The 22,804-nt window shown below is 64.1% G+C and carries 23 protein-coding genes and 1 tRNA gene; 11 read left to right on the top strand and 13 right to left on the bottom strand.

Features of this window, described 5'->3' with window-relative positions; genetic code table 11:
* Positions 1-3 precede the first annotated feature (3 nt).
* From PSTAB_RS07815 to tal, 4 genes are all read left to right on the top strand, one after another.
* Positions 4-531 carry a TRAP transporter small permease gene (locus tag PSTAB_RS07815; RefSeq protein ID WP_013982434.1) on the top strand — a complete coding sequence of 176 codons (528 nt, stop codon included), beginning with the start codon at positions 4-6 and terminating at the stop codon, positions 529-531.
* The gene (locus PSTAB_RS07810) at positions 528-1,850 is read left to right on the top strand and encodes a TRAP transporter large permease (protein WP_013982433.1); all 1,323 of its coding nucleotides are present in this window, start codon (positions 528-530) and stop codon (positions 1,848-1,850) included. Before PSTAB_RS07815 ends, PSTAB_RS07810 begins: the two co-directional genes overlap by 4 nt.
* Before the next feature lie 232 nt (positions 1,851-2,082).
* Entirely contained in the window at positions 2,083-3,087 is a 1,005-nt protein-coding gene (gene dusA / locus PSTAB_RS07805; RefSeq protein WP_041771694.1) for a tRNA dihydrouridine(20/20a) synthase DusA, read from the top strand.
* A 131-nt stretch (positions 3,088-3,218) separates the two neighbouring features.
* Positions 3,219-4,145 (top strand): transaldolase, encoded by a 927-nt coding sequence (gene tal, locus PSTAB_RS07800; RefSeq protein WP_013982431.1) that lies wholly within the window; start codon positions 3,219-3,221, stop codon positions 4,143-4,145.
* A 7-nt stretch (positions 4,146-4,152) separates the two neighbouring features.
* Here the strand turns inward: tal and rssC are convergent, their stop codons facing one another.
* A complete protein-coding gene (gene rssC / locus PSTAB_RS07795; protein ID WP_011912820.1) occupies positions 4,153-4,635 on the bottom strand; it encodes an anti-sigma factor antagonist RssC in 483 nt (160 codons plus the stop codon).
* Positions 4,632-5,816: a two-component system response regulator RssB gene (gene rssB, locus PSTAB_RS07790; RefSeq protein WP_013982430.1), complete on the bottom strand. Its 1,185-nt coding sequence runs from the start codon at positions 5,814-5,816 to the stop codon at positions 4,632-4,634. Before rssB ends, rssC begins: the two co-directional genes overlap by 4 nt.
* 193 nt (positions 5,817-6,009) lie before the next feature.
* Here rssB and PSTAB_RS07785 point away from each other — a divergent pair, with 193 nt between their 5' ends.
* A complete protein-coding gene (locus PSTAB_RS07785; RefSeq protein ID WP_013982429.1) occupies positions 6,010-6,309 on the top strand; it encodes a PilZ domain-containing protein in 300 nt (99 codons plus the stop codon).
* Positions 6,310-6,355: 46 nt separating this feature from the next.
* On the opposite strand, the gene PSTAB_RS07780 is transcribed toward PSTAB_RS07785, so the two are convergent.
* Positions 6,356-7,057 (bottom strand): MlaA family lipoprotein, encoded by a 702-nt coding sequence (locus PSTAB_RS07780; protein ID WP_013982428.1) that lies wholly within the window; start codon positions 7,055-7,057, stop codon positions 6,356-6,358.
* A gap of 214 nt (positions 7,058-7,271) precedes the next feature.
* On the opposite strand from PSTAB_RS07780, the gene PSTAB_RS07775 reads away from it, so the two are divergent.
* Positions 7,272-7,538 (top strand): DUF4404 family protein, encoded by a 267-nt coding sequence (locus PSTAB_RS07775; protein WP_013982427.1) that lies wholly within the window; start codon positions 7,272-7,274, stop codon positions 7,536-7,538.
* 36 nt (positions 7,539-7,574) lie between these two features.
* Here the strand turns inward: PSTAB_RS07775 and queF are convergent, their stop codons facing one another.
* From queF to PSTAB_RS07735, 8 genes are all read right to left on the bottom strand, one after another.
* Entirely contained in the window at positions 7,575-8,405 is an 831-nt protein-coding gene (gene queF, locus PSTAB_RS07770; protein ID WP_013982426.1) for an NADPH-dependent 7-cyano-7-deazaguanine reductase QueF, read from the bottom strand.
* Positions 8,406-8,497: 92 nt separating this feature from the next.
* Complete coding sequence (locus PSTAB_RS07765; protein ID WP_011912814.1) at positions 8,498-9,277, bottom strand: ABC transporter permease; 780 nt, start codon at positions 9,275-9,277, stop codon at positions 8,498-8,500.
* On the bottom strand, positions 9,274-10,203 hold the full coding sequence (locus PSTAB_RS07760; protein WP_013982425.1) for an ABC transporter ATP-binding protein: 930 nt from the start codon (positions 10,201-10,203) through the stop codon (positions 9,274-9,276). The genes PSTAB_RS07765 and PSTAB_RS07760 overlap by 4 nt, the downstream gene beginning before the upstream one ends.
* Positions 10,204-10,288: 85 nt before the next feature.
* The gene (locus tag PSTAB_RS07755; protein WP_013982424.1) at positions 10,289-11,287 is read right to left on the bottom strand and encodes a succinylglutamate desuccinylase; all 999 of its coding nucleotides are present in this window, start codon (positions 11,285-11,287) and stop codon (positions 10,289-10,291) included.
* A gap of 12 nt (positions 11,288-11,299) precedes the next feature.
* Positions 11,300-11,581 (bottom strand): hypothetical protein, encoded by a 282-nt coding sequence (locus tag PSTAB_RS07750; protein WP_011912811.1) that lies wholly within the window; start codon positions 11,579-11,581, stop codon positions 11,300-11,302.
* Between the two features lie 56 nt (positions 11,582-11,637).
* The gene (locus PSTAB_RS07745) at positions 11,638-12,858 is read right to left on the bottom strand and encodes an aspartate aminotransferase family protein (RefSeq protein ID WP_013982423.1); all 1,221 of its coding nucleotides are present in this window, start codon (positions 12,856-12,858) and stop codon (positions 11,638-11,640) included.
* 141 nt (positions 12,859-12,999) lie between these two features.
* Positions 13,000-13,689, bottom strand: coding sequence for a crotonase/enoyl-CoA hydratase family protein (locus tag PSTAB_RS07740; RefSeq protein WP_013982422.1), 690 nt, complete (start codon positions 13,687-13,689; stop codon positions 13,000-13,002).
* A 128-nt stretch (positions 13,690-13,817) separates the two neighbouring features.
* Positions 13,818-15,104: an HD-GYP domain-containing protein gene (locus PSTAB_RS07735; RefSeq protein ID WP_020308100.1), complete on the bottom strand. Its 1,287-nt coding sequence runs from the start codon at positions 15,102-15,104 to the stop codon at positions 13,818-13,820.
* A 202-nt stretch (positions 15,105-15,306) separates the two neighbouring features.
* Here PSTAB_RS07735 and PSTAB_RS07730 point away from each other — a divergent pair.
* Together PSTAB_RS07730 and PSTAB_RS07725 are read left to right on the top strand one after the other, a co-directional pair.
* Positions 15,307-15,396, top strand: a tRNA-Ser gene (locus tag PSTAB_RS07730).
* A 182-nt stretch (positions 15,397-15,578) separates the two neighbouring features.
* Entirely contained in the window at positions 15,579-16,007 is a 429-nt protein-coding gene (locus PSTAB_RS07725; protein WP_013982420.1) for a DUF1810 domain-containing protein, read from the top strand.
* 20 nt (positions 16,008-16,027) lie between these two features.
* Here the strand turns inward: PSTAB_RS07725 and PSTAB_RS07720 are convergent, their stop codons facing one another.
* Entirely contained in the window at positions 16,028-16,540 is a 513-nt protein-coding gene (locus tag PSTAB_RS07720) for a hypothetical protein (RefSeq protein WP_013982419.1), read from the bottom strand.
* A 358-nt stretch (positions 16,541-16,898) separates the two neighbouring features.
* Between PSTAB_RS07720 and PSTAB_RS07715 the strand changes: the two genes are divergently transcribed.
* From PSTAB_RS07715 to PSTAB_RS07705, 3 genes are all read left to right on the top strand, one after another.
* Positions 16,899-17,255, top strand: a complete 357-nt coding sequence (locus PSTAB_RS07715) for a rhodanese-like domain-containing protein (protein ID WP_013982417.1) — start codon at positions 16,899-16,901, stop codon at positions 17,253-17,255.
* 126 nt (positions 17,256-17,381) lie between these two features.
* Positions 17,382-18,521, top strand: a complete 1,140-nt coding sequence (locus tag PSTAB_RS07710; protein ID WP_013982416.1) for a mechanosensitive ion channel family protein — start codon at positions 17,382-17,384, stop codon at positions 18,519-18,521.
* A 112-nt stretch (positions 18,522-18,633) separates the two neighbouring features.
* Positions 18,634-21,078, top strand: coding sequence for an acyl-CoA dehydrogenase (locus tag PSTAB_RS07705; protein ID WP_013982415.1), 2,445 nt, complete (start codon positions 18,634-18,636; stop codon positions 21,076-21,078).
* A gap of 124 nt (positions 21,079-21,202) precedes the next feature.
* Here PSTAB_RS07705 and PSTAB_RS07700 read toward each other — a convergent pair whose 3' ends face one another.
* The gene (locus PSTAB_RS07700; RefSeq protein WP_013982414.1) at positions 21,203-22,804 is read right to left on the bottom strand and encodes an ATP-binding protein; all 1,602 of its coding nucleotides are present in this window, start codon (positions 22,802-22,804) and stop codon (positions 21,203-21,205) included.

Raw genomic sequence — 22,804 nt, 5'->3', positions numbered from 1 at the left:
TTCATGAGCGAACCTGACGTTCGGGCCGCGACCGTGCCTGCCGATCCGATGGGCCGCGTGCTCGATCGGCTGTCACGGCTGCTGGCCTTCGTCGGCGGCCTGCTGCTGGTGGCCATGACGGTGATGGCGACCTACAGCATCGCCATGCGCACCCTCTTCGACGAACCGCTGCTCGGCGACGTCGAACTGGTGCAGATGGGTTGTGGCATCGCCATCGTGTTCTTTCTGCCGCTGTGCCAGCTCCGCCGCGGCAACGTCATCGTCGATGTATTCACCTTGCGCGCCTCGCCTCGCGTGCGCAGCGCGCTGGATGGCCTGGGCAGCGTGCTTATGGGGTTGGCTGCTGCGCTGCTGGCCTGGCGTTCACTGGCGGGCACGCTGGACGCCTACTGCACCGGCGAGGAATCGATCATCCTGGGCGTGCCGATCTGGTGGTCGATGAGCGCCTTCGCACCGGGCTTCGCACTATTGGCGGTGGTGGCGTTGTACACCGCCTGGCAGGACTTTCGTGGTGAGGGCAAACCCGCATGAGCAGTGTCGAAATCGGCGGGCTGTTCCTAGCCGCCCTCCTCGTTTTGCTGGTGGTGCGCATCCCGATCGCCATCGCCATGCTGCTCACCGGTGTCGGCGGCTACGTGGCGATTTCCGGTTGGTCGCCGCTGCTCAGCTATCTGAAGACCGTCGCCTATGCGCGCTATACGGTCTACGACCTCTCGGTCATTCCGCTTTTCCTGCTGATGGGGCAGTTCGCCTCCCGCGGTGGCCTGGCGACCGGCCTGTTCCGAGCCGCCGCGGCCATGATCGGCCACTGGCGCGGCGGTCTGGCGATGTCGGCCGTTGGTTCCTGTGCTGCCTTTGGTGCCGTCTGCGGCTCATCCATCGCCACTGCGGCGACCATGGGCCAGGTCGCGCTGCCGGAACTGAAGAAATACAACTACTCGGGCGCGCTTGCGGTGGGCAGCCTGGCCGCCGGGGGCACCCTGGGCATCCTGATTCCGCCGTCGGTGGTGCTGGTGATCTATGCCATCCTCGCCCAGGAAAACATCTCCGCGCTGTTCATGGCCGCATTCATCCCCGGCGTGCTGGCGGCAATCGGCTACATGATCGCGATCGCCATCTACGTGCGGATGAACCCGGACGCCGGCCCCGCGCAACCGAAGCTGACCTGGCGCGAGCGGCTGGCCGCGCAGCGTGGCGTCTGGCCGGTGTTCCTGATCTTCCTGCTGGTACTTGGTGGTATCTATGCCGGCTGGTTCACACCGACCGAAGCGGCGGCCATCGGAACCGTGGGCACCGGCCTCTTCGCCGTCGCGCTCGGCGGCATGCGCTGGGCCCAGTTCAAGGAAGTGCTGTTCGGCACCGCGGTCACCACCGGGATGATCTTCATGATCCTGCTCGGCGCCGATGTCATGAACGCCTTCCTCGCCGTGTCGCAGCTCCCGGTGGCGTTGGCCGAGGCGATCAACAATGCAGGCGTGGGGCCCTTCATGGTGCTCGCCGGTATCCTGATCCTGTACCTGATCCTCGGCTGCGTGATGGACACCATGTCGATGATCCTGCTGACCATCCCGATCTTCTTCCCGCTGATCATGGGGCTGGACTTCTACGGCCTGGATCAGACCGAGAAGGCCATCTGGTTCGGCATCCTCGCACTGATGGTAGTGGAGATCGGCATGATCACCCCGCCGGTGGGCATGAACGTCTACGTGATCAGCAGCATGGCCCGGGATGTCCCCCTACGCGACGCCTTCCGCGGCGTGGTGCCCTTCCTGATTTCCGACATCCTGCGCGTCGTGGTACTGGTGCTCTTCCCCTCGATCACGCTGTGCCTGGTGCGGTGGCTGACATGACGACCGCCGTCCGGCTGATCCGATTGCCGAGCCTCCCTCTCCTCGATGCTCCACTTTCGCACGCCAGCTAACGGGGCATTTTTTCCGGGTTGCGTGCTCACGCGCCAACCCGTTACCCACCGCTCGGCGTCCGCCATCGAATTCGCTTATCGGGACAGCAGCCACCACCATGCTCAGGCCAGGGCGCGCCTGATAGAATGCGCGGCCGCGATCCAGACCCGACCCCGTCCGCATGACTCTCGACCAAACGCCCTCGGCCACAAAACCGGTGCTGTCCCGCCGCTTCTCCGTCGCACCGATGATGGACTGGACCGACCGCCACTGCCGGTTCTTCCTGCGCCAGCTTTCCAAGCACGCCCTGCTCTACACCGAAATGGTGACGACCGGCGCGCTGCTGCATGGCGATACGGCGCGGTTTCTGCGTTACGACGAGAGCGAACATCCGCTGGCGCTGCAGCTGGGTGGCAGTGTGCCGGGCGATCTGGCGGCGTGCGCGAAGCTCGCCGAGGCCGCGGGTTACGACGAGGTGAATCTCAACGTCGGCTGCCCCAGCGATAGGGTGCAGAACAACATGATCGGCGCCTGCCTGATGGGCCATCCGCAGCTGGTCGCCGACTGCGTGAAGGCCATGCGCGACGCGGTGGGCGTCGAGGTCACCGTCAAGCACCGCATCGGCATCAACGGGCGCGACAGCTATTCCCAGTTGTGCGACTTCGTCGGTCAGGTGCGCGAGGCCGGCTGCCGCAGCTTCACGGTGCATGCTCGCATCGCCATCCTCGAAGGGCTGTCACCCAAGCAGAACCGTGAAGTGCCTCCGCTGCGCTACGACGTCGCCGCGCAGCTCAAACGGGATTTCCCGGACCTCGAGATCATCCTCAACGGCGGCATCAAGACGCTGGAAGAATGCCGCGAGTATCTGCTGACCTTCGATGGGGTGATGCTCGGCCGCGAGGCCTACCACAACCCCTATCTGCTGGCGCAGGTCGACAGCAGCCTGTTCGGCAGCAACGCACCGGTGATCAGCCGTGCGCAGGCGCTACGCAACATGCGCCCGTACATAGAACGGCATCTGGCCGAGGGTGGCGCCATGCACCATGTCACCCGCCACGTGCTCGGCCTGGGCCAGGGTTTCCCCGGCGCGCGGCGCTTCCGTCAGCTGCTTTCGGTGGACATTCACAAGACCGACGAGCCGCTGGCGCTGCTCGATCAGGCGACGGCATTGCTCGAGGGCCACTGAAGTCCCGCGGCAAGGAACGCTACCGAGACTATCGGATCAAAGGCCAGGCGCATCCGGGTCCATGCGCTCGTTGAGCGGGCAGACGGGCTCGGGTAAGGTCATGCCACTCACAGGACGGAGCCCTCCTTTATATGACTTCCAAGCTGGAACAACTCAAGCAGTTCACCACCGTTGTCGCCGATACCGGCGATATCGACGCCATTGCCCGCCTGAAGCCCGTGGATGCGACCACCAATCCGTCGCTGCTGCTCAAGGCCGCGGCCATGCCGCGCTACGCCGAGCATCTCGGCAACGCGATGAAGCAATGCCAGGGCGATATCGGCCTGGCCTGCGACCTGTTCGCGGTCGCTGTCGGCAAGCAGATCCTCGAACTCATCCCCGGACGCATTTCCACCGAGGTCGACGCGCGCCTTTCCTTCGACACCCAGGCCATGGTCCAGCGCGGCGAGCGCCTGATCGGTCTGTACGAGCAGGCCGGCATCAGCCGCGAGCGCGTGCTGATCAAGATCGCGTCCACCTGGGAAGGCATCCGCGCCGCCGAGCAGCTCGAAAAGGCCGGCATCCAGACCAACCTCACTCTGCTGTTCTCGTTCACCCAGGCGGTGGCCTGCGCCGAGGCCGGCGTGTTTCTGATCTCCCCCTTTGTCGGCCGCATCTACGACTGGTACAAGAAGCATGAAGGCCGCGACTATCAGGGCGCGGAAGATCCGGGCGTGCAGTCGGTCAGCCGCATCTACGACTACTACAAGACACACGGCTACAAGACGGTGGTGATGGGCGCGAGCTTCCGCAACGTTGGCCAGATCGAGGCGCTGGCTGGCTGCGACCGGCTGACCATCAGCCCGGAACTGCTCGGCCAGCTCGCCGAAGCCAGCGGCACGCTGGAGCGCAAGCTGGAGCCGGGCCGCGCATCCGAACAGCGCATCAGCCTGGATGAGAAGAGCTTCCGCTGGGGGCTGAACGAGGATGCGATGGCGACCGAAAAACTTGCCGAAGGCATCCGTCAGTTCGCGAGGGATCAGGAGAAGCTCGAGGCGCTACTGGCGCAGCTGGCCTGAGTTCCGCTCAGGAGCGCTCCAGCGCGGTGACGAGGTCATGGAAGGCCTCGCGGTTGGATTCGTTGAGGCTCATCAGGATACGGTGAGCCTCCAGCACCTTGGCCTTCACCACGTCCTCGGACTGGTCCTGCGAAGGCAGGTCGGCCAGGCACTCCGGGCACGGCAGCGGCGTGTCGACGATGTTGAACACCTGATCGAAGCCCATCGACTGCAACAGTCGAGTGATGTCCGGATGGGTGGTGACCAGGGTCGGCAACATGCCGACCTTCTGCCGCGACAGGATCGACAGCTTGGCCAGCAGGCCCAGCGTGGTGCTGTCGATGCTTCGGCTCTCGGTCAGATCGATGACGATGGAAGAGAAATTCAGCGACGAGAAGATCTTCTCGATCGTCGCATCCAGCGCCGAACAGAGCGTCAAACGGATCTCACCAATGAACTTCAGAACAAAGGTGCCATCCATCTCGGCGAACTGGATTCTACCAGTACTCATGCAAGGTTCCTGCTCAACACCAGCAAGGCGATATCGTCGGGCATGTCAGCCAGTTCGGCCAACCCGAAGACTCGACGTAAACCGTCCAGCGTGCCACCGGCGTCCGAGATCAGACCGGGCAACGCAGACTCTTTTTCTTTGAGTGTCTCGCCAGGCAAAAGGTCCAGAATGCCATCGGAGAGCAAGGTCAGGCTGAAGGTCTCAGGCAGCTTCAGCTCGAAATCCTGATAGGTCGCTTCGACGAACAGGCCGACCGGCAGACCGCGTCCTTCCAGGTAGTGGGCGCCCTCGCCCGTATAGAGCACCGGCATCGGCAGATGACCACCGATGCTGTAGTGCAGCACGTCACGCTCCTGGTCGATCACCCCACCCAGCATGGTCACGTGCTTGCCCAGCTTGCAGTTGATCAGCCCGCGGTTGATATGGTCGAGCACTTCCGAGGGCTTGAACTCGCGCAGCGTACCGCCGCGGCGCGACTCGTACAGCAGGCGGGTGGTCATGAACTTGAGCAGCACGGTGACGAATGCCGACGACGCACCGTGGCCGGACACGTCGGCCAGATAGAAGCCGATGCGGCGCTCGTCCACGCGGAAGTAGTCGACGAAGTCGCCGGACAGATACAGCGAGGGGATGATCTGGTGCGCAAAATCGAAGCCGTCAACGCTCCAAGGCGTTACCGGCAGCATGTTCATCTGAACCTGGCGCCCGGCGTCCTGATCTTCCTGCAATAGATGCAGGCTGGCCTGCAGGTCGCGGTTGGCGGTCTCCAGTTGCTCCCGATAGCGACGATTCTCCAGGCGCAGACGAGAGCGATCCAGCGCGCGGCGAACCGAGTGCTCGAGCATCGCCAGATCTTCGAGCGGCTTGATCAGATAGTCGGCGGCGCCCAAACGCAACGCCTCCACGGCATCGCTCATAACACCGGCACCCGAGACCACGATGACCGGCAGGTCGATCTGGCGCTCACTGATCTGGCGGATCAGTTCCAGGCCGTCCATCTGCGGCATGCGCAGGTCGCAGATCACGAGGTCGGGCTGCTCGGATTCGAAGAGCTCCATACCCTGCGGCCCATTGGCGGCCTGCAGCACACGGAAACCACTGTCATCCAGATAGGCAGCCAGGCTGGCTCGAACCACATCGTCGTCGTCTATGATCAGCAGCGTCGCGCTTGGTTTATGCATGTTCCTACCAGGCGGTGTCGCCAGGATGGTTGGCGAATACATTGGCCCGGCGTGATGCGGGGCATAGGTTCGATTCAAGGCGCAGACGGTACTCCCATACGATCGGGGTTTCAAGCCGACCGGCAGGCGCCTTTACAGGTCGAATTGAGGGGCGCTATAAGAATCCCGCTAGCCATATATAAAAGGTAGAACCATGAGCCAGAAAGACCGCGATTACAGCGAAAAACGCGATTTCATCCGGATGCAGATCGAAACCACCGTCGCGCTGGAACATGGCGACACAAAACTGAGCGGCGTCTGCATCGACCTTTCCAGCACCGGCATGCAGATCCTGGCCAGGACGAACCTGAGCATGGGCGACAAGCTGCGTGTGCTGATCCCTTCCGAGCACAGCGAGCTCAAGGGGCTGGATGCGCAGACCGAAGTAGTGCGCATCAGCCAGCTCGACGATGGCCGTCAGAGCCTGGGCCTGGCCATTCTTTCCATGTCCTGACCCCACTGCCCCGCTCCGGCATTGGCCGCAGCAACTGCGGCCAATATCAGAAATCGTCCTCGACCTCGCCGTCCTTCACCCGGAACTCGCGGTTCTGCAGGTAGGCGTTGCGCACGAAGATGTAGCGATCGCCACGAATCATCTTTTCCGCCGACAGCAGGCTGGCACGCGTATCCACCAGATCCACGCCGCGCGTCACGTTGCGCGTAGGCACGTGACTCATGTGCGGATAGGGCTCGAGGAAGGCATCGGGCACGCGGCCGATCGCATCGCGCACGGTGCTCGGGCCCAGCAACGGCAGCACCACATATGGCCCACTGTCCACCCCCCAGGCGCCCAGGGTCTGGCCGAAATCCTCGTCGTTCTTGTGCAGCCCCATGCGGGTCGCCACATCGAAGAAGCCGAGCACGCCGAACGTGGTGTTGAACAGAATGCGACTTGTGTCGATGCCGGCATCGCGGACCTTGCCCTGCAACAGATCGTTGGTCAGGACGATCACATCGCCGAGATTGCTGAACACGTTACCGATGCCGTCTTCGACGAACTCCGGGGTCACCTTCTGATAGCCCTTGGCCAAAGGCTTGAGCGTGTAGGTGTCGACGGTATCGTTGAAGCGGAACACCGCGCGGTTGACGCCTTCCCACGGATCTTCTTCGGCGGCCAGCGCAGGGGCTGCCGCAAGCATGGCGGTGGCAGCGACGAAACTGGCCTTGAGCACGGCGATCCAGGCCGTTGCGATCTTGGGCATTGCTTTTATCTCCCTAGGTTTTTGGTGCATGCGGCGCACCGACGCAGACCGCGCAGTATAGAGCGAACACCCGTTTTGCGGCAGTCAGCCGGACACGCGGCCTGCCCTGCCCCCGCCCACCGATGCAAAGGCACGACAACACCAGGCCGCTGGTTTAACCTTCGGGTATCGAGGCTTTTACCCGTCGCCCGTAAACCCATGAGAGGGAAGCAAAATGCCGGAACATGATCTGCAGTCGCAGCTCGAAGAACTGCGTAGTCAACTGGCCCAGGACACGCCGCTGACCGATGAGGAGCGCGCTTCGTTGCAGGCGATCGCTCAGGATATCGAAGCGCGACTGGCGACCGAGGGCACGACCGAATACAACGACTCGCTGGTGGATGGCGTCAACCTCGCGGTCGAACGCTTCGAGGTCAGCCACCCTGGCATGGCCATGACCCTGCGCAACATCATGCAGACCCTGGCCAATATGGGTATCTGAAAACCGCTCGCGGGTCGCGCCATGCGACCCGCTGCGTCACTGGCGCACCAGGCGGCGGTTGTCCACCACCAGCGCCTCGGTGCTGCGGTACGGGTTGATATCCAGCCCGCCACGGCGCACATAGCGCGCGTAGACGGTGAGCTTCTCGGGCTGCAGCAGACGCTGCAGGTCCAGGAAGATGCGCTCCACGCACTGCTCGTGGAAATCGGCGTGCTGGCGAAAGCTCACCAGATAGGCCAGCAGACTCTCCGGCAGCAGCGCCGCACCGCGATACTCCACCACCACACTTCCCCAGTCCGGCTGGCCGGTGACCGGGCAGTTGGATTTGAGCAGGTGGCTGTGCAGTGATTCCTCGACCACCCGACCGGCATCGCAGGTCAGCAGCTCGGGCCGCGGATGGTCATAGTCCTGAATGGCGACGTCCAGTGCGTCGATGCAACGCCCTGGCAGCGTCGCGACGCCATCGGCGGTGACTTCGTCCAGCGTGCGCAGGCGCACCCTGACTGGCTTGCCGGCAGCGGCCGACAGATCGCCGGTCATCACTTCCAGCAGCGCGTCCCGTGATTCGAACACCGATTGGTTCAGCGAATTGAGGTAGAGCTTGAACGACTTGGACTCGATGATGTTCGGCGAGTCCGCCGGAATCTCGAATTCGCCGATCGCCACCACCGGCTTGCCGGACGGCAGCAGCCAGGACAGCTCGTAGCAATTCCACAGATCCACGCCCTGATAGGGCAGCGTTTCTGCGGTCAGCCCGAGCTCGGCCCACTTCGGCGCACGCGGAATCGGGAACAGCAGCCCCGGGCTGTAGGTGGCGACGTAGTCGCTGGACTTGCCCAGCGGAGAATGTTCGGCGGGATGCTGCATCGGAAGGGAACCTGAACGGAAAACGCCGCGAAGTTTAGCGCTTCGCGGCGTTCTTTTCAGCGCCATCGACGCTGCGGGCGGAGAAGCGGCTGCTATTGCCGCATGCCTCGCCCACTCTTGAGCAGATGCACGGATACCAGGTAGAGCACCGCCACCGCTACCAGCATGAAGCTGATCGCAACCCCGATGCGGATATCCGAAACGCCGAGAATGCCGTAGCGGAAGGCATTGACCATGTGCAGCACCGGGTTGGCCAGCGACAGCGTCTGCCAGAACGGCGACAGCAGGTTGATCGAATAGAACACACCGCCCAGGTAAGTCAGCGGCGTCAGCACGAACGTCGGGATGATCGAGATATCGTCGAAGTTGCGCGCGAACACGGCGTTGATGAAGCCGCCCAGGGCGAAGATGCTAGCGGTCAGGGTGATGACCAGCACCGTCACGCCGAGGTGGTGCACCTGCAGCGAAGTGAAGAACATCGACAGCAGCGTGACGATCACCGCCACCGCCAGCCCGCGGGTGATCCCGCCCAAGGCGAAGCCGATGACAATGACGTGCGGCGACACCGGCGAGACCAGCAGCTCCTCGATGGAGCGCTGAAACTTGGTGCTGAAGAAGCTCGATACCACGTTGCTGTAGGAGTTTGTGATCACCGACATCATGATCAGCCCCGGCACGATGTAGTCCATGTAGCTGAAGCCATCCATGTCACCGATCCGCGCGCCGATCAGGCTGCCGAAGATGACGAAGTACAGCACCATGGTGATCGCCGGGGGCAGCAGCGTCTGTGGCCAGATGCGCGTGTAGCGACGGATCTCGCGCTGCACGATGGTCTGCAGCGCGACCAGGTTGGGACGCAGTTCGCCGCTCATGACTTCACCTTCAGGTTGTTCTCCACCAGCGACACGAACAGCTCCTCCAGCCGGTTGGTCTTGTTGCGTAGGCTCAGCACCTCGATGCCCTGGGCGCCGAGCAGACGGAACAGCTCGGTGACACCCTGGCTTTTCTCCACCTGCACTTCGAGGGTGTGATGGTCGATCAGCCGCGACGGATAGTTGCCCAGTTCAGGCGCCACCAGTTGCGACTCCTTGAGATCGAGCAGGAAGGTTTCCACGTGCAGCTGCTTGAGCAGCTCGCGCATGCTGGTGTTCTTGACGATCTGGCCGTGATCGATGATGCCGATGTTGCGGCACAGCTGCTCGGCCTCTTCCAGGTAGTGGGTGGTGAGGATGATGGTGATCCCCTCGCGGTTGAGTTCGGTGAGGAACGACCACATCGACCTGCGCAGCTCGATGTCCACGCCGGCGGTGGGCTCGTCGAGAATCAACAGGCGCGGCTGATGGATCAGCGCCCGGGCGATCATCAGACGACGCTTCATGCCGCCGGAGAGCATGCGCGAGGACACGTCACGCTTGTCCCACAGGCCCAACTGGTTGAGGTAGCGCTCGGCGCGCTCCTTGGCGATCTTCGCCGGAATGCCGTAATACCCGGCCTGGGTGACCAGAATGTCGAAGGCCTTCTCGAACTGGTTGAAGTTGAATTCCTGCGGCACCACGCCCAGGCAGCGCTTGAGCCCGGACGGGTCGCGATCCAGGTCGTGGCCGAACACGTTAACCGTGCCGCCACTCTTGTTCACCAAGGTCGAAAGGATGCCGATGGTGGTGGACTTGCCGGCGCCATTGGGGCCGAGCAACGCGAAGAAGTCGCCTTCGGCGACATCGAGATCGATGCCCTTGAGGGCCTGGAAGCCGTTGCCGTAGGTCTTGGTCAACTGCCGGATGGACAGAGCAGTACTCATAAGAAGGTGCACACAACGCAGGAGGAGTGAAGCTAGATAAGGGCGCGAGCAGCCAATTGCAACCGCGCATTTCCCGGCGCGGGTATCACTGCCCTGCCTCGAGCCGCTCCAGCGGCACGACGATCAGCGCCGCACGCTGGCCTTCGGCGACATCGGCCATGGGAAACAGAATGCGGGCGCCCGGTTCGTCGACCACCCAGCGCGCCGCCTCATCCTCGGCCAGCAAGCTGCCGAACGGCAGCGGCGTGAAGTTCTCGATATCCGGCGGCAGACACAGCCGGAACCGCGGGCTGCGCTTGATGATCTCGCGGGAAATCTGCAGCAGCTGCAGCTCGGCCCCGGAACCGACCGGCAGCGTTCGCCCCTCGATCATTGCGATCAATCCGGTTTCGAACGCCAGCACGGCAGGGTGCACGGCCTCCACCCCGCTTTCGGCGAGTTCGAGGGTGAAGGCCTCGGCGCCATGTCGCATGGCAGTCAGCGCGGTGAAGGTGGACGTGGCCTGACGCTGCAGCAGGACGCCATCGATGGCCAGCCCCTGCAGCCGGGCCAGCGCCTCGGCGGGCGCCTGTTGGTCTTCGCGCCAGGGACAGATGGCGAACTGGGGCAGGCGCGACGGACGCATCGCCGAGTGCAGATCATAGTGCCGGCGCTGGCGCCCGGAACCACCGAAGAAGCTGCTGACCAATGCTTCCAGCTCCGCCGCACGAATGGCCTCGCTGCCCCAGTCATCGGCATGCGCGCCCCGGAACAGGCGATTGAGGTCATGGTCGACCTGCCGCAGCGTCCGCCGCATCGCCGCCGGGTTGGCGAACAGCAGCAACAGGCGTGCACGGGGCCTGATCTCGCCACGGGCGAGCGCTCGGATCAGGCGATCCAGCACATGAATGGGGACGAGTTCGTTGCCATGAACGCCTGCAGAGATCAGCAGGTCGAGGCCGAGGTCGGTGCTGGCGGGCGGAGAAACGAGCAGCGCGCCCTCGGCCAGCCAGTGCAGCTTCACCCCATGCGGGGTGAGCTGGATCTTCTCGCAGGGCTCACGGCCGGCGAGGGTCAGCTCCAGCAGCTTGCCGAGGGCGAGCATGCCGGGCCGCGGTCAGTGGTTGCAGTCGGGGCCGTGGACGTGCTCGTCGTCATCGGCCTCGACCGGCTCCATTTCCAGCTGCAGGCTGACCAGGTTGGTCGCCAGCGGGCGCAGCACCAGATTGGCGTATTCGGTATCGCCATCCTCGACATCCACGCCGATCATCAGCTGGCCGTTGCCGACCTGTTGAATCCATACCTCGCGCCCCTGCCAGACGACCGCGAAGCGGGTGCAGGAGGTTTCCAGTTGGGTTCCGTCGACGTCTTCCAGAACCAGTTGCAGGCTATCGCTCATTGAGTGTGCTCTCGTTTGGTAGAGGCGCGATGCCCTTCGGCACCGCGCAGGATTGATCAGGCCTGGGTCAGCGTCGCGATGGCGCGCTCGAAACGATCCAGCCCCTCGTCTATGTCAGCTTCGTCGATGATCAGACTCGGCGCCAGACGAACCACGTCCGGCCCTGCCTGCAGCACCATCAGCGCCTCCTTCTCCGCCGCGGCCCAGAATGCACCGGCCTTGCCTTTCCAGGCATCCGAGAGCACGCAGCCGATCAACAGGCCACGGCCGCGGACCTGGCTGAACACGCCGTAGCGCTCACCGATCTGCAACAGCCTGGCCTTGAAGCGCTCGTGGCGGGCCTTGACGCCCTCCAGCACCTCCGGCGTGTTGACGATATCCAGCACCGTCTCAGCCACCGCGCAGGCCAGCGGATTGCCGCCGTACGTGGTGCCGTGGGTGCCGACGCTGAAATGGGCGGCGATCTCGTTGGTGGTCAGCATCGCACCGATCGGGAAGCCGCCACCCAGGCTCTTGGCGTTGGTGAGAATGTCCGGCGTGACGCCATAGTGCATGTAGGCGAACAGCTCACCGGTACGGCCCAGACCGGTCTGCACCTCATCGAAGATCAACAGCGCGTTGTGCTCGCTGCACAGCTGGCGTGCACCTTCCAGGTACGCCTGCTCGCCCGGCAGGATGCCGCTCTCGCCCTGGATCGGTTCGAGCACCACGGCACAGGTCTTGTCGGAGATCGCCGCCTTCAGCGCTTCGAGGTCGTTGTAAGGCACGTGAGTGATGCCTTCGATCTTCGGCCCGAAGCCATCGGAGTACTTCGACTGCCCGCCCACCGTGACGGTGAACAGGGTGCGGCCGTGGAAGCTGTTGAGCGCCGAGATGATCTCGAATTTCTGCGGGCCATACACATCATGGGCGTAGCGACGGGCCAGTTTGAACGCCGCCTCGTTGGCCTCTGCGCCGGAATTGCAGAAGAAGGCGCGGTCGGCGAAGGTCGCCGCCACCAGCTTCTTGGCCAGGCGCAGCGCCGGCTCGTTGGTATAGATGTTGGAGATGTGCCAGAGCTTGCCAGCCTGCTCCGTCAGTGCCGCGATCATGGCCGGATGGGCATGGCCCAGGGCGTTAACCGCGATGCCGCCAGCGAAGTCCACCAGTTCTCGACCGCTCTGATCCCATACTCGCGAGCCCAGACCACGCACCGGCACGAAGGCGGCGGGGGCGAAAGTGGGAACAATGACCTGGTCGAAATCGGCGCGTTCTACCGGGGTGTGCGGGGCGGACATCGGGGCTCTCCTGCGAGGCGACACTGAATGAGAAATGAAAACGCCCCGCCATCGGCGGGGCGTCACTTGCGCAGTGTAAACGCAGGGCCGGCCCTCGTGCGCACTCGAACGGAAATTCTCTCGCGCAGTGGGCCTGCCGGGTCAGCCGAAGTGCTGCTGATCCAGGGCGATCGCCTGGTCCAGCGTCTCCAGCAGAGCCTTGCGCACTTTCAGCTTGGTGTTCTTGTGCGCCACCATGTTGATCTTTTTCAGCTGCTCGGCAGCCGCCTTGGCCACCGCCAGCAGCTCACCGGCTGGCACTACCTTGTCGAGGAAGCCGGCATCCACTGCGCCTGCCGGGTCGAACATCTCGCCATTGATCACCGAGCGATGGAATGCCGACTTGCGCAGGCGATCACGTGCCAGCTCGATACCAGCGTGGTGCATGGTCATGCCGATCTGCACCTCGTTGAGGCCGATATGGAAAGGGCCCTCGACCCCGATGCGGTAATCCGACGACAAGAGCAGGAAAGCGCCCTTCGCGATGGCGTGCCCCGGGCAGGCGACGATGATCGGGAATGGATGCGCCAGCATGCGGCGGGAGAAGGTCGAGCCGGTGGCGACCAGTGCCATGGCGTTCTGCGGGCTGGAGGTCATGACCTTGAGGTCGTAGCCACCGGAAAGGATGCCGGGCTGGCCGGTGAGGATGACGATGGCCCGGTCCTGCTCGGCGCGATCCAGCGCCGCATTGAGCGCCTCGAATACCGCAGGCGAGAGCGCGTTGACCTTGCCGTTACAGAGCGTCAGCGTGGCGACGCCGTCTTCGAATTGGTAGGAGACCAGCTCAGTCATGACGAGATTCCTTGTTCTTGAAGTGCGCAGACGTTACCCAGCACCCGGGTTCAGGTAAAGCACGATGACCGACCGGCCGGTCACGCTTTGCGCCTGGAAACGGCGGCGCAGGCGGTCGGTGCCAGGGCTCAGGCGTCCAGTTCGAAGTCGGCCAGGGCCTGCGGATGCAAAATCGACTGCAACTCCGGATCGGCGATATGCAAACCGAAGGAGCCATCGGGCAGCCCACCGCAGATGCGATAAGGCGTGCCCTCCTCGTCCACGGTGATCCGCGCCAGGTCCAGATAACGCGGCGTGCAGCGCTGCTTTGCCGCATCGCGCAGCACCACGACCCGCGGGCGCAGCTGCAGCTGCTCGTGCTTTTCGACCACCACCGCCACTTCGCCGGTGTGCAGTTCGACCAGCGTGCCGACCGGGAAGGCGCCGAGCCAACGGATGAATTCGCGCACCAGCTCCTCGTCGAATTGCCGGCCACTGGCGCTGCGCAGGATCTCGAACGCCGACTGCACCGGTCGCGCGTAATCGTAGGCGCGATGACTGGTGATGGCATCGAACGCATCGACGATGGTGATGATGCGCGTCATGTAGGGAATCTGTGACGGCCCGGAGCCAAGCGGATAGCCAGTGCCATCGAGCCGTTCGTGATGACCGTAGGCGGCCTGCAGCGCCACCTGGGGTATGCCCGGCTGCGCCTGTAGCGCCTCCAGCCCGAACGCCGGGTGGCGCTTGATCAGTTCGAATTCCTCGGCGGTGAGTTTGCCCGGCTTGTTGAGAATCTCGGGATCGATGCGCATCTTGCCGACGTCATGCAGCAGTCCGGCCATGCCCAGCAGCTGCAGCTTGTCATCCGCCAGGCCGAGGTGATTGCCGAATCCCATCGCCATGATCGAAACGGACAGGCAGTGCAGGCTGGTATACAGGTCCTTGCTCTTCAGCCGGATCAGCCAGAGCATCGCGCTTTCATTGCGCAGCATGCTCGCCAGGTTGCGCTTGACCACGCCATGGCAGGCCCGCGTGTCGATCACTCGGCCATGCTGCACGTCGGCGAGAACCTGTTCGATCAGCTCGGAGCCGTTCCGATAAGCCGCGCGAGCCTCTTCTATCTCGCTGGCCAGTGGCTGCTGCGGCCGCTGCGGGGTCTTGCGTTCGCGCGGCGCCACGGCGGCCGGTCCACCGTGCTGTAACCGAACCCGCCGCGTATCGTCGACATACACGTACAGGCAGCACTCGCGCACGGCACGCATCTCGTCGGGCGTGAGCAGTGGAAATCCCTGAAAGGCGAAATTCGTTTCGCTCCATGGACGGTCCAGCTCACAGACGAACATGCCCAGTTCCAAGTTGGCCACCGCCACCCGACGTCGGGTAGGCACCACCAAGGTATCGGGATGGTTGTCTGACTCGCTTGTCAGTCTCATGGGACAGCCGCGCTCCATTCGCTTGCCTTTAACATAACCCAAGCGAACGCCGAGGTTGCAACTCAGTCTAGCGGAACGTGCAGCCCATCACCCGAGCGAAGCGGATTTGTTAAGCGCATGAATAAGTTAAAAAAGTTTTTGCCAAAGGCCATTCGTTCGATTACATTAGCGCGCCTCGACGGACATGAACCTCCGTCGATCCGGTGAGGTGTCCGAGCGGTTGAAGGAGCACGCCTGGAAAGTGTGTATACGAGAAATCGTATCGAGGGTTCGAATCCCTCCCTCACCGCCAGATCGAAGAAAAGCCCTGACTTCCAAGAAGTCAGGGGCTTTTTCGTTTCGGGTGCCTATATCTCATGGCTGCCTCGCACCCCGATGACTGGCGACCACCCCGCCGCATGTCCAGCAGCCGTTGCCAGTCCCCGCCACCTGTAGCATGTTCAAGGCGTTGCTTCACGACGGGATGCCTTACCCATGAACGACCCATTCGACCTGCAGCGCTTTATCGATGCCCAGCGCGACCACTACGAACAGGCGCTGCAGGAGCTGCGCGCCGGGCGAAAACAGACGCACTGGATGTGGTACGTATTCCCGCAACTGCATGGGCTGAGCCGTAGCGCCATGGCGCAGCGCTACGCCATTTCCGGGTGCGACGAAGCCCTCGCCTATCTGCAACACCCTTTGCTCGGGCCCCGCCTGCAGGCCTGCACCCAGGCAATGCTCGAACACCGGGCCGCCAGCGCGCACCGGATTCTGGGCAACCCGGACGATCTCAAGTTCCACTCCTGCATGACCTTGTTCGCCCGTACCGCGCAGCAGCCAGCCTTGTTCGAAGACGCCCTGCAGGCCTTTTTCGACGGTCAGCCGGACAGGGCGACGCTGGAACGCCTGGACGGCAGCTGATCAGGAAGCGTCAGCACCGATCAAGGTTGCCCCGCCGCACCGCCAGTCGGGCCACCGGTCGCCGCACCGCCACTGCTGGATCCGGCAGCACCGTTACCGTCATCTGTTCCCAATCCACCCGGCGGGGTGACGCCGCCCGGGCTGGCGTTTCCATTGGCACCACCTGGCGTGCCCGGAGTCTGGGTTGCGCCGGGTGCAGGGGCAGTCCCGGCACCACCACTGGGCTGCTGCATATTGTCCTGGGTGCTGGGCAAGCCGGTCCCGGCCGGCGGGTTGGCGGTACCTGGAACGTTCGGCTGCGGATTGACCGCATCGCTCTGCACGCCGCCGCGATTGATGCCCTGCGTCTGATTCTGCGAGGCATCCGACTCGCGGATTCGGTTGATATCCCGGCCGATCTGCTGGCGATTGTCCTCCAAATCGGCGCCCATCTGATCACGCTCGTGCTGCAGCGTCATGTCCTGCTGCTGGGCGAAGGCGGCGGTGGATGCGGCACTGAGCAGCACCAACAGCGATAGCATTGGCTTGTTCATCGGTAGCCCTCCAGTTCTGTCTACTCATGGAAGACAACCTGAAGATGCGCTTGGCTCCCTTCTTCAGCCCGATTGCTGGTGTGGAACTTGCTTGCATCTCTCCGCCAGGGCCGAATGATCAGCGCGTCTCGTTTTCGCAGAGAGCTTTCTGGAAACCGCGGGCCGCGTGCCGTCTCGGCCATCGCGACAAGGCGACAATCCGCTACACAAAAGAATAAAAGGCCATGTCATGCTCAAGCAGAAGAAATTTCGTCAGGCGACACTGATCGTGATCGCCACGGCAGTGATCCTGATCCTGCCAAACCTGTCCCGCATATTCAGCTGAGCGCGCCCACAGCGCGCCGCGAGGAGTCCGAAAATGCGCGCTCTCACCCTACTGCTGCTCGGCGCTCTCGGCTTCGGCGCCAACGCCGGCGAGATCGACCAGGCCGCCGCCCTCAAGCTCCTGCAGCAACCGGAAACCGTGCTGATCGATGTTCGAACCGCGGACGAGTTCGCCGAAGGCGCCCTGCCCGGCGCGGTTCGCATCAAGACGCCGGACCTGGCCCGACACATCGGCTCCCTGGCGCCCGCCAAAGACACGCCCATCGTCGTCTATTGCCGTAGCGGCCGACGCTCTTCGGCCGCCCAGGACGTTCTCGAGGGGCTCGGCTACAGCCGCGTCGTCAACGCCGGCGCCTACGAAACGCTCGCCCCGGCGTTCAGTCCCGACTGATCCTGCTCTCACGCCGCACTAGCGCCTACCTCCGGCAGACCACCGACAAGGGAACTTCTGCGCAGCGAGGAGCACTGAAAAACGTGGTCTTCGCCGCATTCATGCGCACCCTTACCGGAGGATTGGATGAACTGGGACGCCCTGCTAAACGAGACTTTCTGGATCAACCTGGCCATCGTGCTGGGCATCACCATCGTCAGCTTTCTGGTCCTGCGCACCATTCTAGGCATCGTGACCCGACGCCTGAGCAAGCTGGCGACCGGAGCGAAGACCAAGTTTCTCGGCATCGCAGCTGAACTGCTTTCGCGCACCAGCAACCTGCTGATCCTGGCTTTCTCACTGCTCATCGCCCTGAAGACGGTCGAATTGTCGCCACGCTGGGAATCGACCATGTCCCATGGCTGGTTCATCGCCCTGGCGTTCCAGATCGCCCTGTGGATGGATACCGGCGTGCGCCTGTGGATGGAGAGCCTGACCCGCGACGGCAAGGCGCGTAATCCGGTGACCACCACCATCATCGGCATCATGATCCGCATCGTGGTCTGGACCATGATGCTGCTATCGATCCTCGCCAACCTGGGTGTCGACATCACCGCCATGATCGCCAGCCTCGGCGTCGGCGGTATCGCCATCGCCCTGGCAGTACAGACGCTGCTCAGCGACATCTTCGCCTCGCTGTCCATCGGCGTGGACAAGCCCTTCGAGATCGGCGACTTCGTGGTGTTCGGCGAGGTGGCCGGCAACATCGAGCATATCGGCCTGAAGACCACCCGCATCCGCGCCCTGAGCGGCGAGCAGGTGGTGATCGCCAACGCCGACCTGCTGCGCCAGATCGTGCACAACTACAAGCGCATGAACACGCGGCGGATCGTCTTCAAGTTCGGCATCACCTACAACACGCCGACCGAGAAGGTGAAGGAAGTCGCCGCCCTGGTGAAACGCATCATCGAGGGCATTGAGGTGGCCAAGTTCGATCGCGCGCATTTCCTGGGGTTCGACGACAGCCAGCTGACCTTCGAAGTCGTCTACATCATGCAGGTATCGGACTACAACCGGTACATGGACACCCAGCAGGCGATCAACCTGGCTCTGCTCGAAGGCCTGCGCGAAATGGACGTACAGTTCGCCTTCCCGACCCGCAGCGTCGAGTTCATTGGCGGGCGACTGCCCGAGGTCAGCGTGGCCGGCGTGCCGCAGGAGAAAGCGGCCAACCAGCCCGCCGGCGATGCCGAAAGCCAACCGCGCGGGATCCAGCCCAGCACCTGATGAATCACCCGCCGCAGGCCGACGGCCTGCGGCGACACCGCGTCCCACGCCCGCTCGGCCGCGAGCGCCTATGCTGAAGACGGAAGCATTTCACCCATAAAGGACAAGACTCATGACGCTGCTCTGGCTGTTGGTACTCCTGCTCGGCATCGCCGTGCTCGCCCACCTGCGCGTAGCGCCCCGGCTGGCACTGGCGATCGTCGCCACCTACCTGATCTTCATGACCGCGGCGGAAACCTCCGGGGTGGTGGTGTTCCTGCTCTGGCTGGTGCTGATCGCCGTGGCCGTGCCACTGCTCGTCGCCGATGTGCGCCTGCGCTATTTCAGCGGCCCTATGTTCGACTGGTTCAAGAAAGTCCTACCGCCGATTTCCGCCACCGAGCGCGACGCCATCGACGCCGGCACCGTCTGGTGGGATGGCGAGCTGTTCAGCGGCCGCCCGGATTGGGACACCCTGCTCGGCTATCCGAAGGCGCGCCTGACGGATGAAGAACAGGCCTTCCTCGACGGGCCTACCGAAACCCTCTGCGAACTGGTCAGCGAATGGGATATCGCCCAGCGCATGGACCTGCCGCCCGCCGCCTGGGACTACATCAAGGCCGAAGGCTTCTTTGCCCTGATCATCCCCAAGGAATATGGCGGCAAGGGCTTCTCCGCCTATGCCCATTCGCAGATCGTGATGAAGCTAGCCACCCGCAGCGGCGACCTTGCCAGCACCGTGATGGTGCCCAACTCCCTCGGCCCGGCCGAGTTGCTGATGCACTACGGCACCGAGGAGCAACGCAACCACTACCTGCCACGCCTGGCCAACGGCACCGACATCCCCTGCTTCGCCCTCACCGGCCCCTACGCCGGGAGCGATGCGGGCGCCATGAACGACAGCGGCGTGATCTGCCGCGGCCAATGGCAAGGCGAGGAAGTGCTCGGCCTGCGCCTGAACTGGGAGAAGCGCTACATCACCCTCGGCCCAGTGGCGACGCTGCTCGGCGTGGCCTTCAAGACCTACGACCCGGACCACCTGCTGGGCGATGAAGAAGAGCTCGGCATCAGCCTGGCACTGATCCCCACCGACACGCCCGGCGTTGAGATCGGCCGTCGCCATCTGCCACTGGGCGCAGCCTTCATGAATGGGCCGAACTGGGGCAAGGACGTCTTCGTGCCACTGGAAGCCATCATCGGCGGCCGCGACATGATCGGCAAAGGCTGGATGATGCTGATGAACTGCCTGTCGGTCGGCCGCTCGATCTCCCTGCCGGCGACCGGCACCAGCGCCGCCAAGGTCTGCAGCTACGTGAGCGGTCGCTATGCGCAGGTCCGCGAGCAGTTCAACGTGCCGCTCGCCGCCTTCGAAGGCATCCAGGAACCGCTGGCGCGCATCGGCGGCAACGCCTGGCTGATGGACGCGGCACGTATCCTCACCGCCAACGCCGTCGACCTGGGCGAAAAGCCCTCGGTGCTGTCGGCCATTCTCAAGTACCACCTCACCGAACGCGGCCGCGCCTGCATCACCGACGCCATGGATATCCACGGCGGAAAGGGCATCATCCTCGGCCCGAACAACTACCTCGGGCGGATGTGGCTGTCGGCGCCGATCTCCATCACCGTGGAAGGTGCCAATATCCTCTCGCGCAACCTGATGATCTTCGGTCAGGGCGCGATCCGCTGCCATCCGTTCGTGCTGCGGGAAATGGAGCTGGTCCATGAGCCGGACCGCGACGCCGCGGTGAACAAGTTCGACGACCTGCTGATGCAGCACATCGGCTTCGCCGTCAGCAACACGGCCAGCACCCTGCTGCTGGGCCTGAGCTTCGGCCTGATGGGGCGAGTGCCCGGCACCGCCGTGACGCAGCCCTACTTCCGCGCGCTCAACCGCATCGCCGCAGCCTTCGCCATGCTGGCCGATCTGTCGATGATGCTGCTGGGCGGCGAGCTCAAGCGTCGCGAACGGCTGTCCGCGCGCCTGGGCGACGTGCTCAGTCATCTCTACCTCGCCTCGGCTGCGCTCAAGCAGTTCCACGACCTCGGCCACCCGGCTGAACAGGAGCCGCTGCTGCGCTGGGCGCTGGAGGACTGCCTGGAGAAAGCCGAAAGCGCGCTGCAGGAAGTGCTGGCCAACTTCCCCAACCGCATCCTCGGCCATCTGCTGCATGCCCTGGTGTTCCCCTTCGGTGCACGGCACAAGGGGCCGTCGGACACGCTGGACGCCGAAGTCGCCGCCCTGCTCGGCCGCCCCGAGGGCGATCCGGCGCTGGAGCGCATCCTCGACGGCATGTATCGCCCGCAGGACCCCGAGCAGCCTCTGGGCGCGCTGAAGCATGCCTTCGACGCCCTGGCCGCCAGCCAGGGTGCGGCGAAGAAGCTGGCCAAGGCGATGAAAGGCGGCACGCTGCGGCCGTTGCCGGGCGAACATCCGATCGATGCAGCGCTGACCGCCGGCGCGCTCGATCCGGCCGAAGCCGAACAGCTGCGCATGGCCGAGCTGGCGCGCCGCAAGGTGATCGACGTGGATGACTTCGCCAAGGAAGAGCTGACGCTGGATGAAGGCCGGATTCGTTGATGGAGATTGGGGCGCGGGCACTACGTAGCATTCGCGTAGGGTGGGCTTCAGCCCACCAGCCCTCCCCTCGCCACAGCTTCCAGCGGGCTGAAGCCCGCCCTGCCGCAGCTGTGGGAACGTCAGCTCAATCCACGTGCTGTCGCGGCCAGACCAGACTGAAACGCGCGCCACCGAGCTCGCTGTGCCCGACCTGGGAACGGCCGCCATGCCAGTAGATGATGCGTCGCACGATGGACAGGCCCAGCCCATGCCCGCCCGACGCACGGGTGCGGCTGTCGTCCAGACGCAGGAATGGCGTGAAGACCTTTTCCCAGTCCGCTTCCGGCACACCGGGGCCGTCGTCGTCCACATCCAGCCGCGCCGTTTGCCCGTTGATGACGAAGCTGACCCGTACCTGTCGCTCGGCATGGCGCATGGCATTGGTGATCAGGTTGCTCAGCGCGCGGCGCAGGTACTGCGGCTCGGCATCGGCCCACCCGCTGCCGTCTTCGGCGACCACGCACTCACCGCGATCGACGCTGACATCAGGGCGCAAGGGCGCCAGTTCGCCGATCACCTGATCGACCAGCGCCCCCAGTTCCACCCGCTGGAAACTCAGGTTCGGCGAACCGCGCTCCAGCCGTGAATACACCAGCATCTCGTCCACTAGTGCGTCGAGGTCGTCGATGTCGCCATCCATGCCGGCCAGGTATTTCTGCCGCGCCTCGTCGGTCTGGGCCTCGGCGGTCATCTCCAGGCCGAAGCGCAGGCGCGCGACAGGAGTGCGCAGCTCGTGGGCGACGGCGCTGACCATCTCCCGCTGTACTGCCAGCAAGCGCTGCAGATGCTTGGCCATGCCATTGAAGGCCGCCGCCAGTCGGCCCACCGAGTCGGTGCCGACATCCGGCACGCGGGTTTCCAGATTGCCCGCGGCGATGCGCGTGGCTGCGCTTTCCAGCACGCTCAGGCGCTGCTCGAGCTGGCGCACCAGCAGGTAGACCGTCAGGCCAATCAGCGACAGCCCGAGCACACCGATCAGTACCAGCAGCTGCCGCGGATAGGGATTCATCTGATGCAGCGGGCCGAGCTGCATGATCCAGCGCGTACCGGCGATGGCGGCGAACACGCGCACGGCATCACCGCCGCGGGCCAGGGCCATCACGGTATCGCCTTCGTCCAGGCGCCTGCGCTGATCGTCGTCGAGGTTGGCATTGTCGCGGGTCAGCAGCTCCAGATCGAAGCCGAAGCCGCGCGCCTGCTTCAGCTCGGCGAGCCGCCTGGGCTGCTCCACTTCGGGATAGCGGATCAGCTCGTCGATCAGCAGATAGATGGTGGCGCGCGCCAGCTGCTCGCTCAGCTGCTCCACCTCGCCGGTGAGCACCAGCCGATCGCGGGCGCTGACCAGGCTGAATACCGTGGTGCTGCGCGGCCGGATCTGCTCGACGAGCACCTGCCCGCGTAGAAGGCGCGCCTCCAGCCGGCTATCCAGGCTGACATCGTCCAGCGTCCGTACCCGCAGCGGAATGCCCAGCAGCCGCCCCCAGAGGTTGGCGGCCTGGCGCCGCTCGACGGGCGTCATGCTGCTCATGTTGTGCGCCATCAGGCGGAAGGTGCCGCTGGCCAGGCGCTCGCGGTGATCGTCGGCGCGAAACTGGTTGAGCAGATGCAGCCCGCCGGCGCCGAGCAGCGCGACCAGCACCAGCACGCCGAGCATGCCGCCGTAGATGCGCAGGAAGATCGAATTCAT

Source organism: Stutzerimonas stutzeri (genome assembly GCF_000219605.1).
GTDB lineage: Bacteria > Pseudomonadota > Gammaproteobacteria > Pseudomonadales > Pseudomonadaceae > Stutzerimonas > Stutzerimonas stutzeri.
Note: the sequence above shows the minus strand (reverse complement) of the source record. Positions and strands in the feature narration are given on the sequence as shown.

Coding starts and splice junctions, on each gene's coding strand:
- PSTAB_RS07700 (WP_013982414.1), bottom strand. CDS start 22,804: ATGAATTCGATCTTCCTGCGCATCTACGGCGGCATGCTCGGCGTGCTG.
- PSTAB_RS07705 (WP_013982415.1), top strand. CDS start 18,634: ATGACGCTGCTCTGGCTGTTGGTACTCCTGCTCGGCATCGCCGTGCTC.
- PSTAB_RS07720 (WP_013982419.1), bottom strand. CDS start 16,540: ATGAACAAGCCAATGCTATCGCTGTTGGTGCTGCTCAGTGCCGCATCC.
- PSTAB_RS07775 (WP_013982427.1), top strand. CDS start 7,272: ATGCCGGAACATGATCTGCAGTCGCAGCTCGAAGAACTGCGTAGTCAA.
- PSTAB_RS07715 (WP_013982417.1), top strand. CDS start 16,899: ATGCGCGCTCTCACCCTACTGCTGCTCGGCGCTCTCGGCTTCGGCGCC.
- PSTAB_RS07780 (WP_013982428.1), bottom strand. CDS start 7,057: ATGCCCAAGATCGCAACGGCCTGGATCGCCGTGCTCAAGGCCAGTTTC.
- PSTAB_RS07735 (WP_020308100.1), bottom strand. CDS start 15,104: ATGAGACTGACAAGCGAGTCAGACAACCATCCCGATACCTTGGTGGTG.
- queF (WP_013982426.1), bottom strand. CDS start 8,405: ATGCAGCATCCCGCCGAACATTCTCCGCTGGGCAAGTCCAGCGACTAC.
- PSTAB_RS07725 (WP_013982420.1), top strand. CDS start 15,579: ATGAACGACCCATTCGACCTGCAGCGCTTTATCGATGCCCAGCGCGAC.
- PSTAB_RS07740 (WP_013982422.1), bottom strand. CDS start 13,689: ATGACTGAGCTGGTCTCCTACCAATTCGAAGACGGCGTCGCCACGCTG.
- PSTAB_RS07765 (WP_011912814.1), bottom strand. CDS start 9,277: ATGAGCGGCGAACTGCGTCCCAACCTGGTCGCGCTGCAGACCATCGTG.
- PSTAB_RS07755 (WP_013982424.1), bottom strand. CDS start 11,287: ATGCTCGCCCTCGGCAAGCTGCTGGAGCTGACCCTCGCCGGCCGTGAG.
- rssB (WP_013982430.1), bottom strand. CDS start 5,816: ATGCATAAACCAAGCGCGACGCTGCTGATCATAGACGACGACGATGTG.
- rssC (WP_011912820.1), bottom strand. CDS start 4,635: ATGAGTACTGGTAGAATCCAGTTCGCCGAGATGGATGGCACCTTTGTT.
- PSTAB_RS07815 (WP_013982434.1), top strand. CDS start 4: ATGAGCGAACCTGACGTTCGGGCCGCGACCGTGCCTGCCGATCCGATG.
- PSTAB_RS07710 (WP_013982416.1), top strand. CDS start 17,382: ATGAACTGGGACGCCCTGCTAAACGAGACTTTCTGGATCAACCTGGCC.
- dusA (WP_041771694.1), top strand. CDS start 2,083: ATGACTCTCGACCAAACGCCCTCGGCCACAAAACCGGTGCTGTCCCGC.
- tal (WP_013982431.1), top strand. CDS start 3,219: ATGACTTCCAAGCTGGAACAACTCAAGCAGTTCACCACCGTTGTCGCC.
- PSTAB_RS07745 (WP_013982423.1), bottom strand. CDS start 12,858: ATGTCCGCCCCGCACACCCCGGTAGAACGCGCCGATTTCGACCAGGTC.
- PSTAB_RS07810 (WP_013982433.1), top strand. CDS start 528: ATGAGCAGTGTCGAAATCGGCGGGCTGTTCCTAGCCGCCCTCCTCGTT.
- PSTAB_RS07750 (WP_011912811.1), bottom strand. CDS start 11,581: ATGAGCGATAGCCTGCAACTGGTTCTGGAAGACGTCGACGGAACCCAA.
- PSTAB_RS07760 (WP_013982425.1), bottom strand. CDS start 10,203: ATGAGTACTGCTCTGTCCATCCGGCAGTTGACCAAGACCTACGGCAAC.
- PSTAB_RS07785 (WP_013982429.1), top strand. CDS start 6,010: ATGAGCCAGAAAGACCGCGATTACAGCGAAAAACGCGATTTCATCCGG.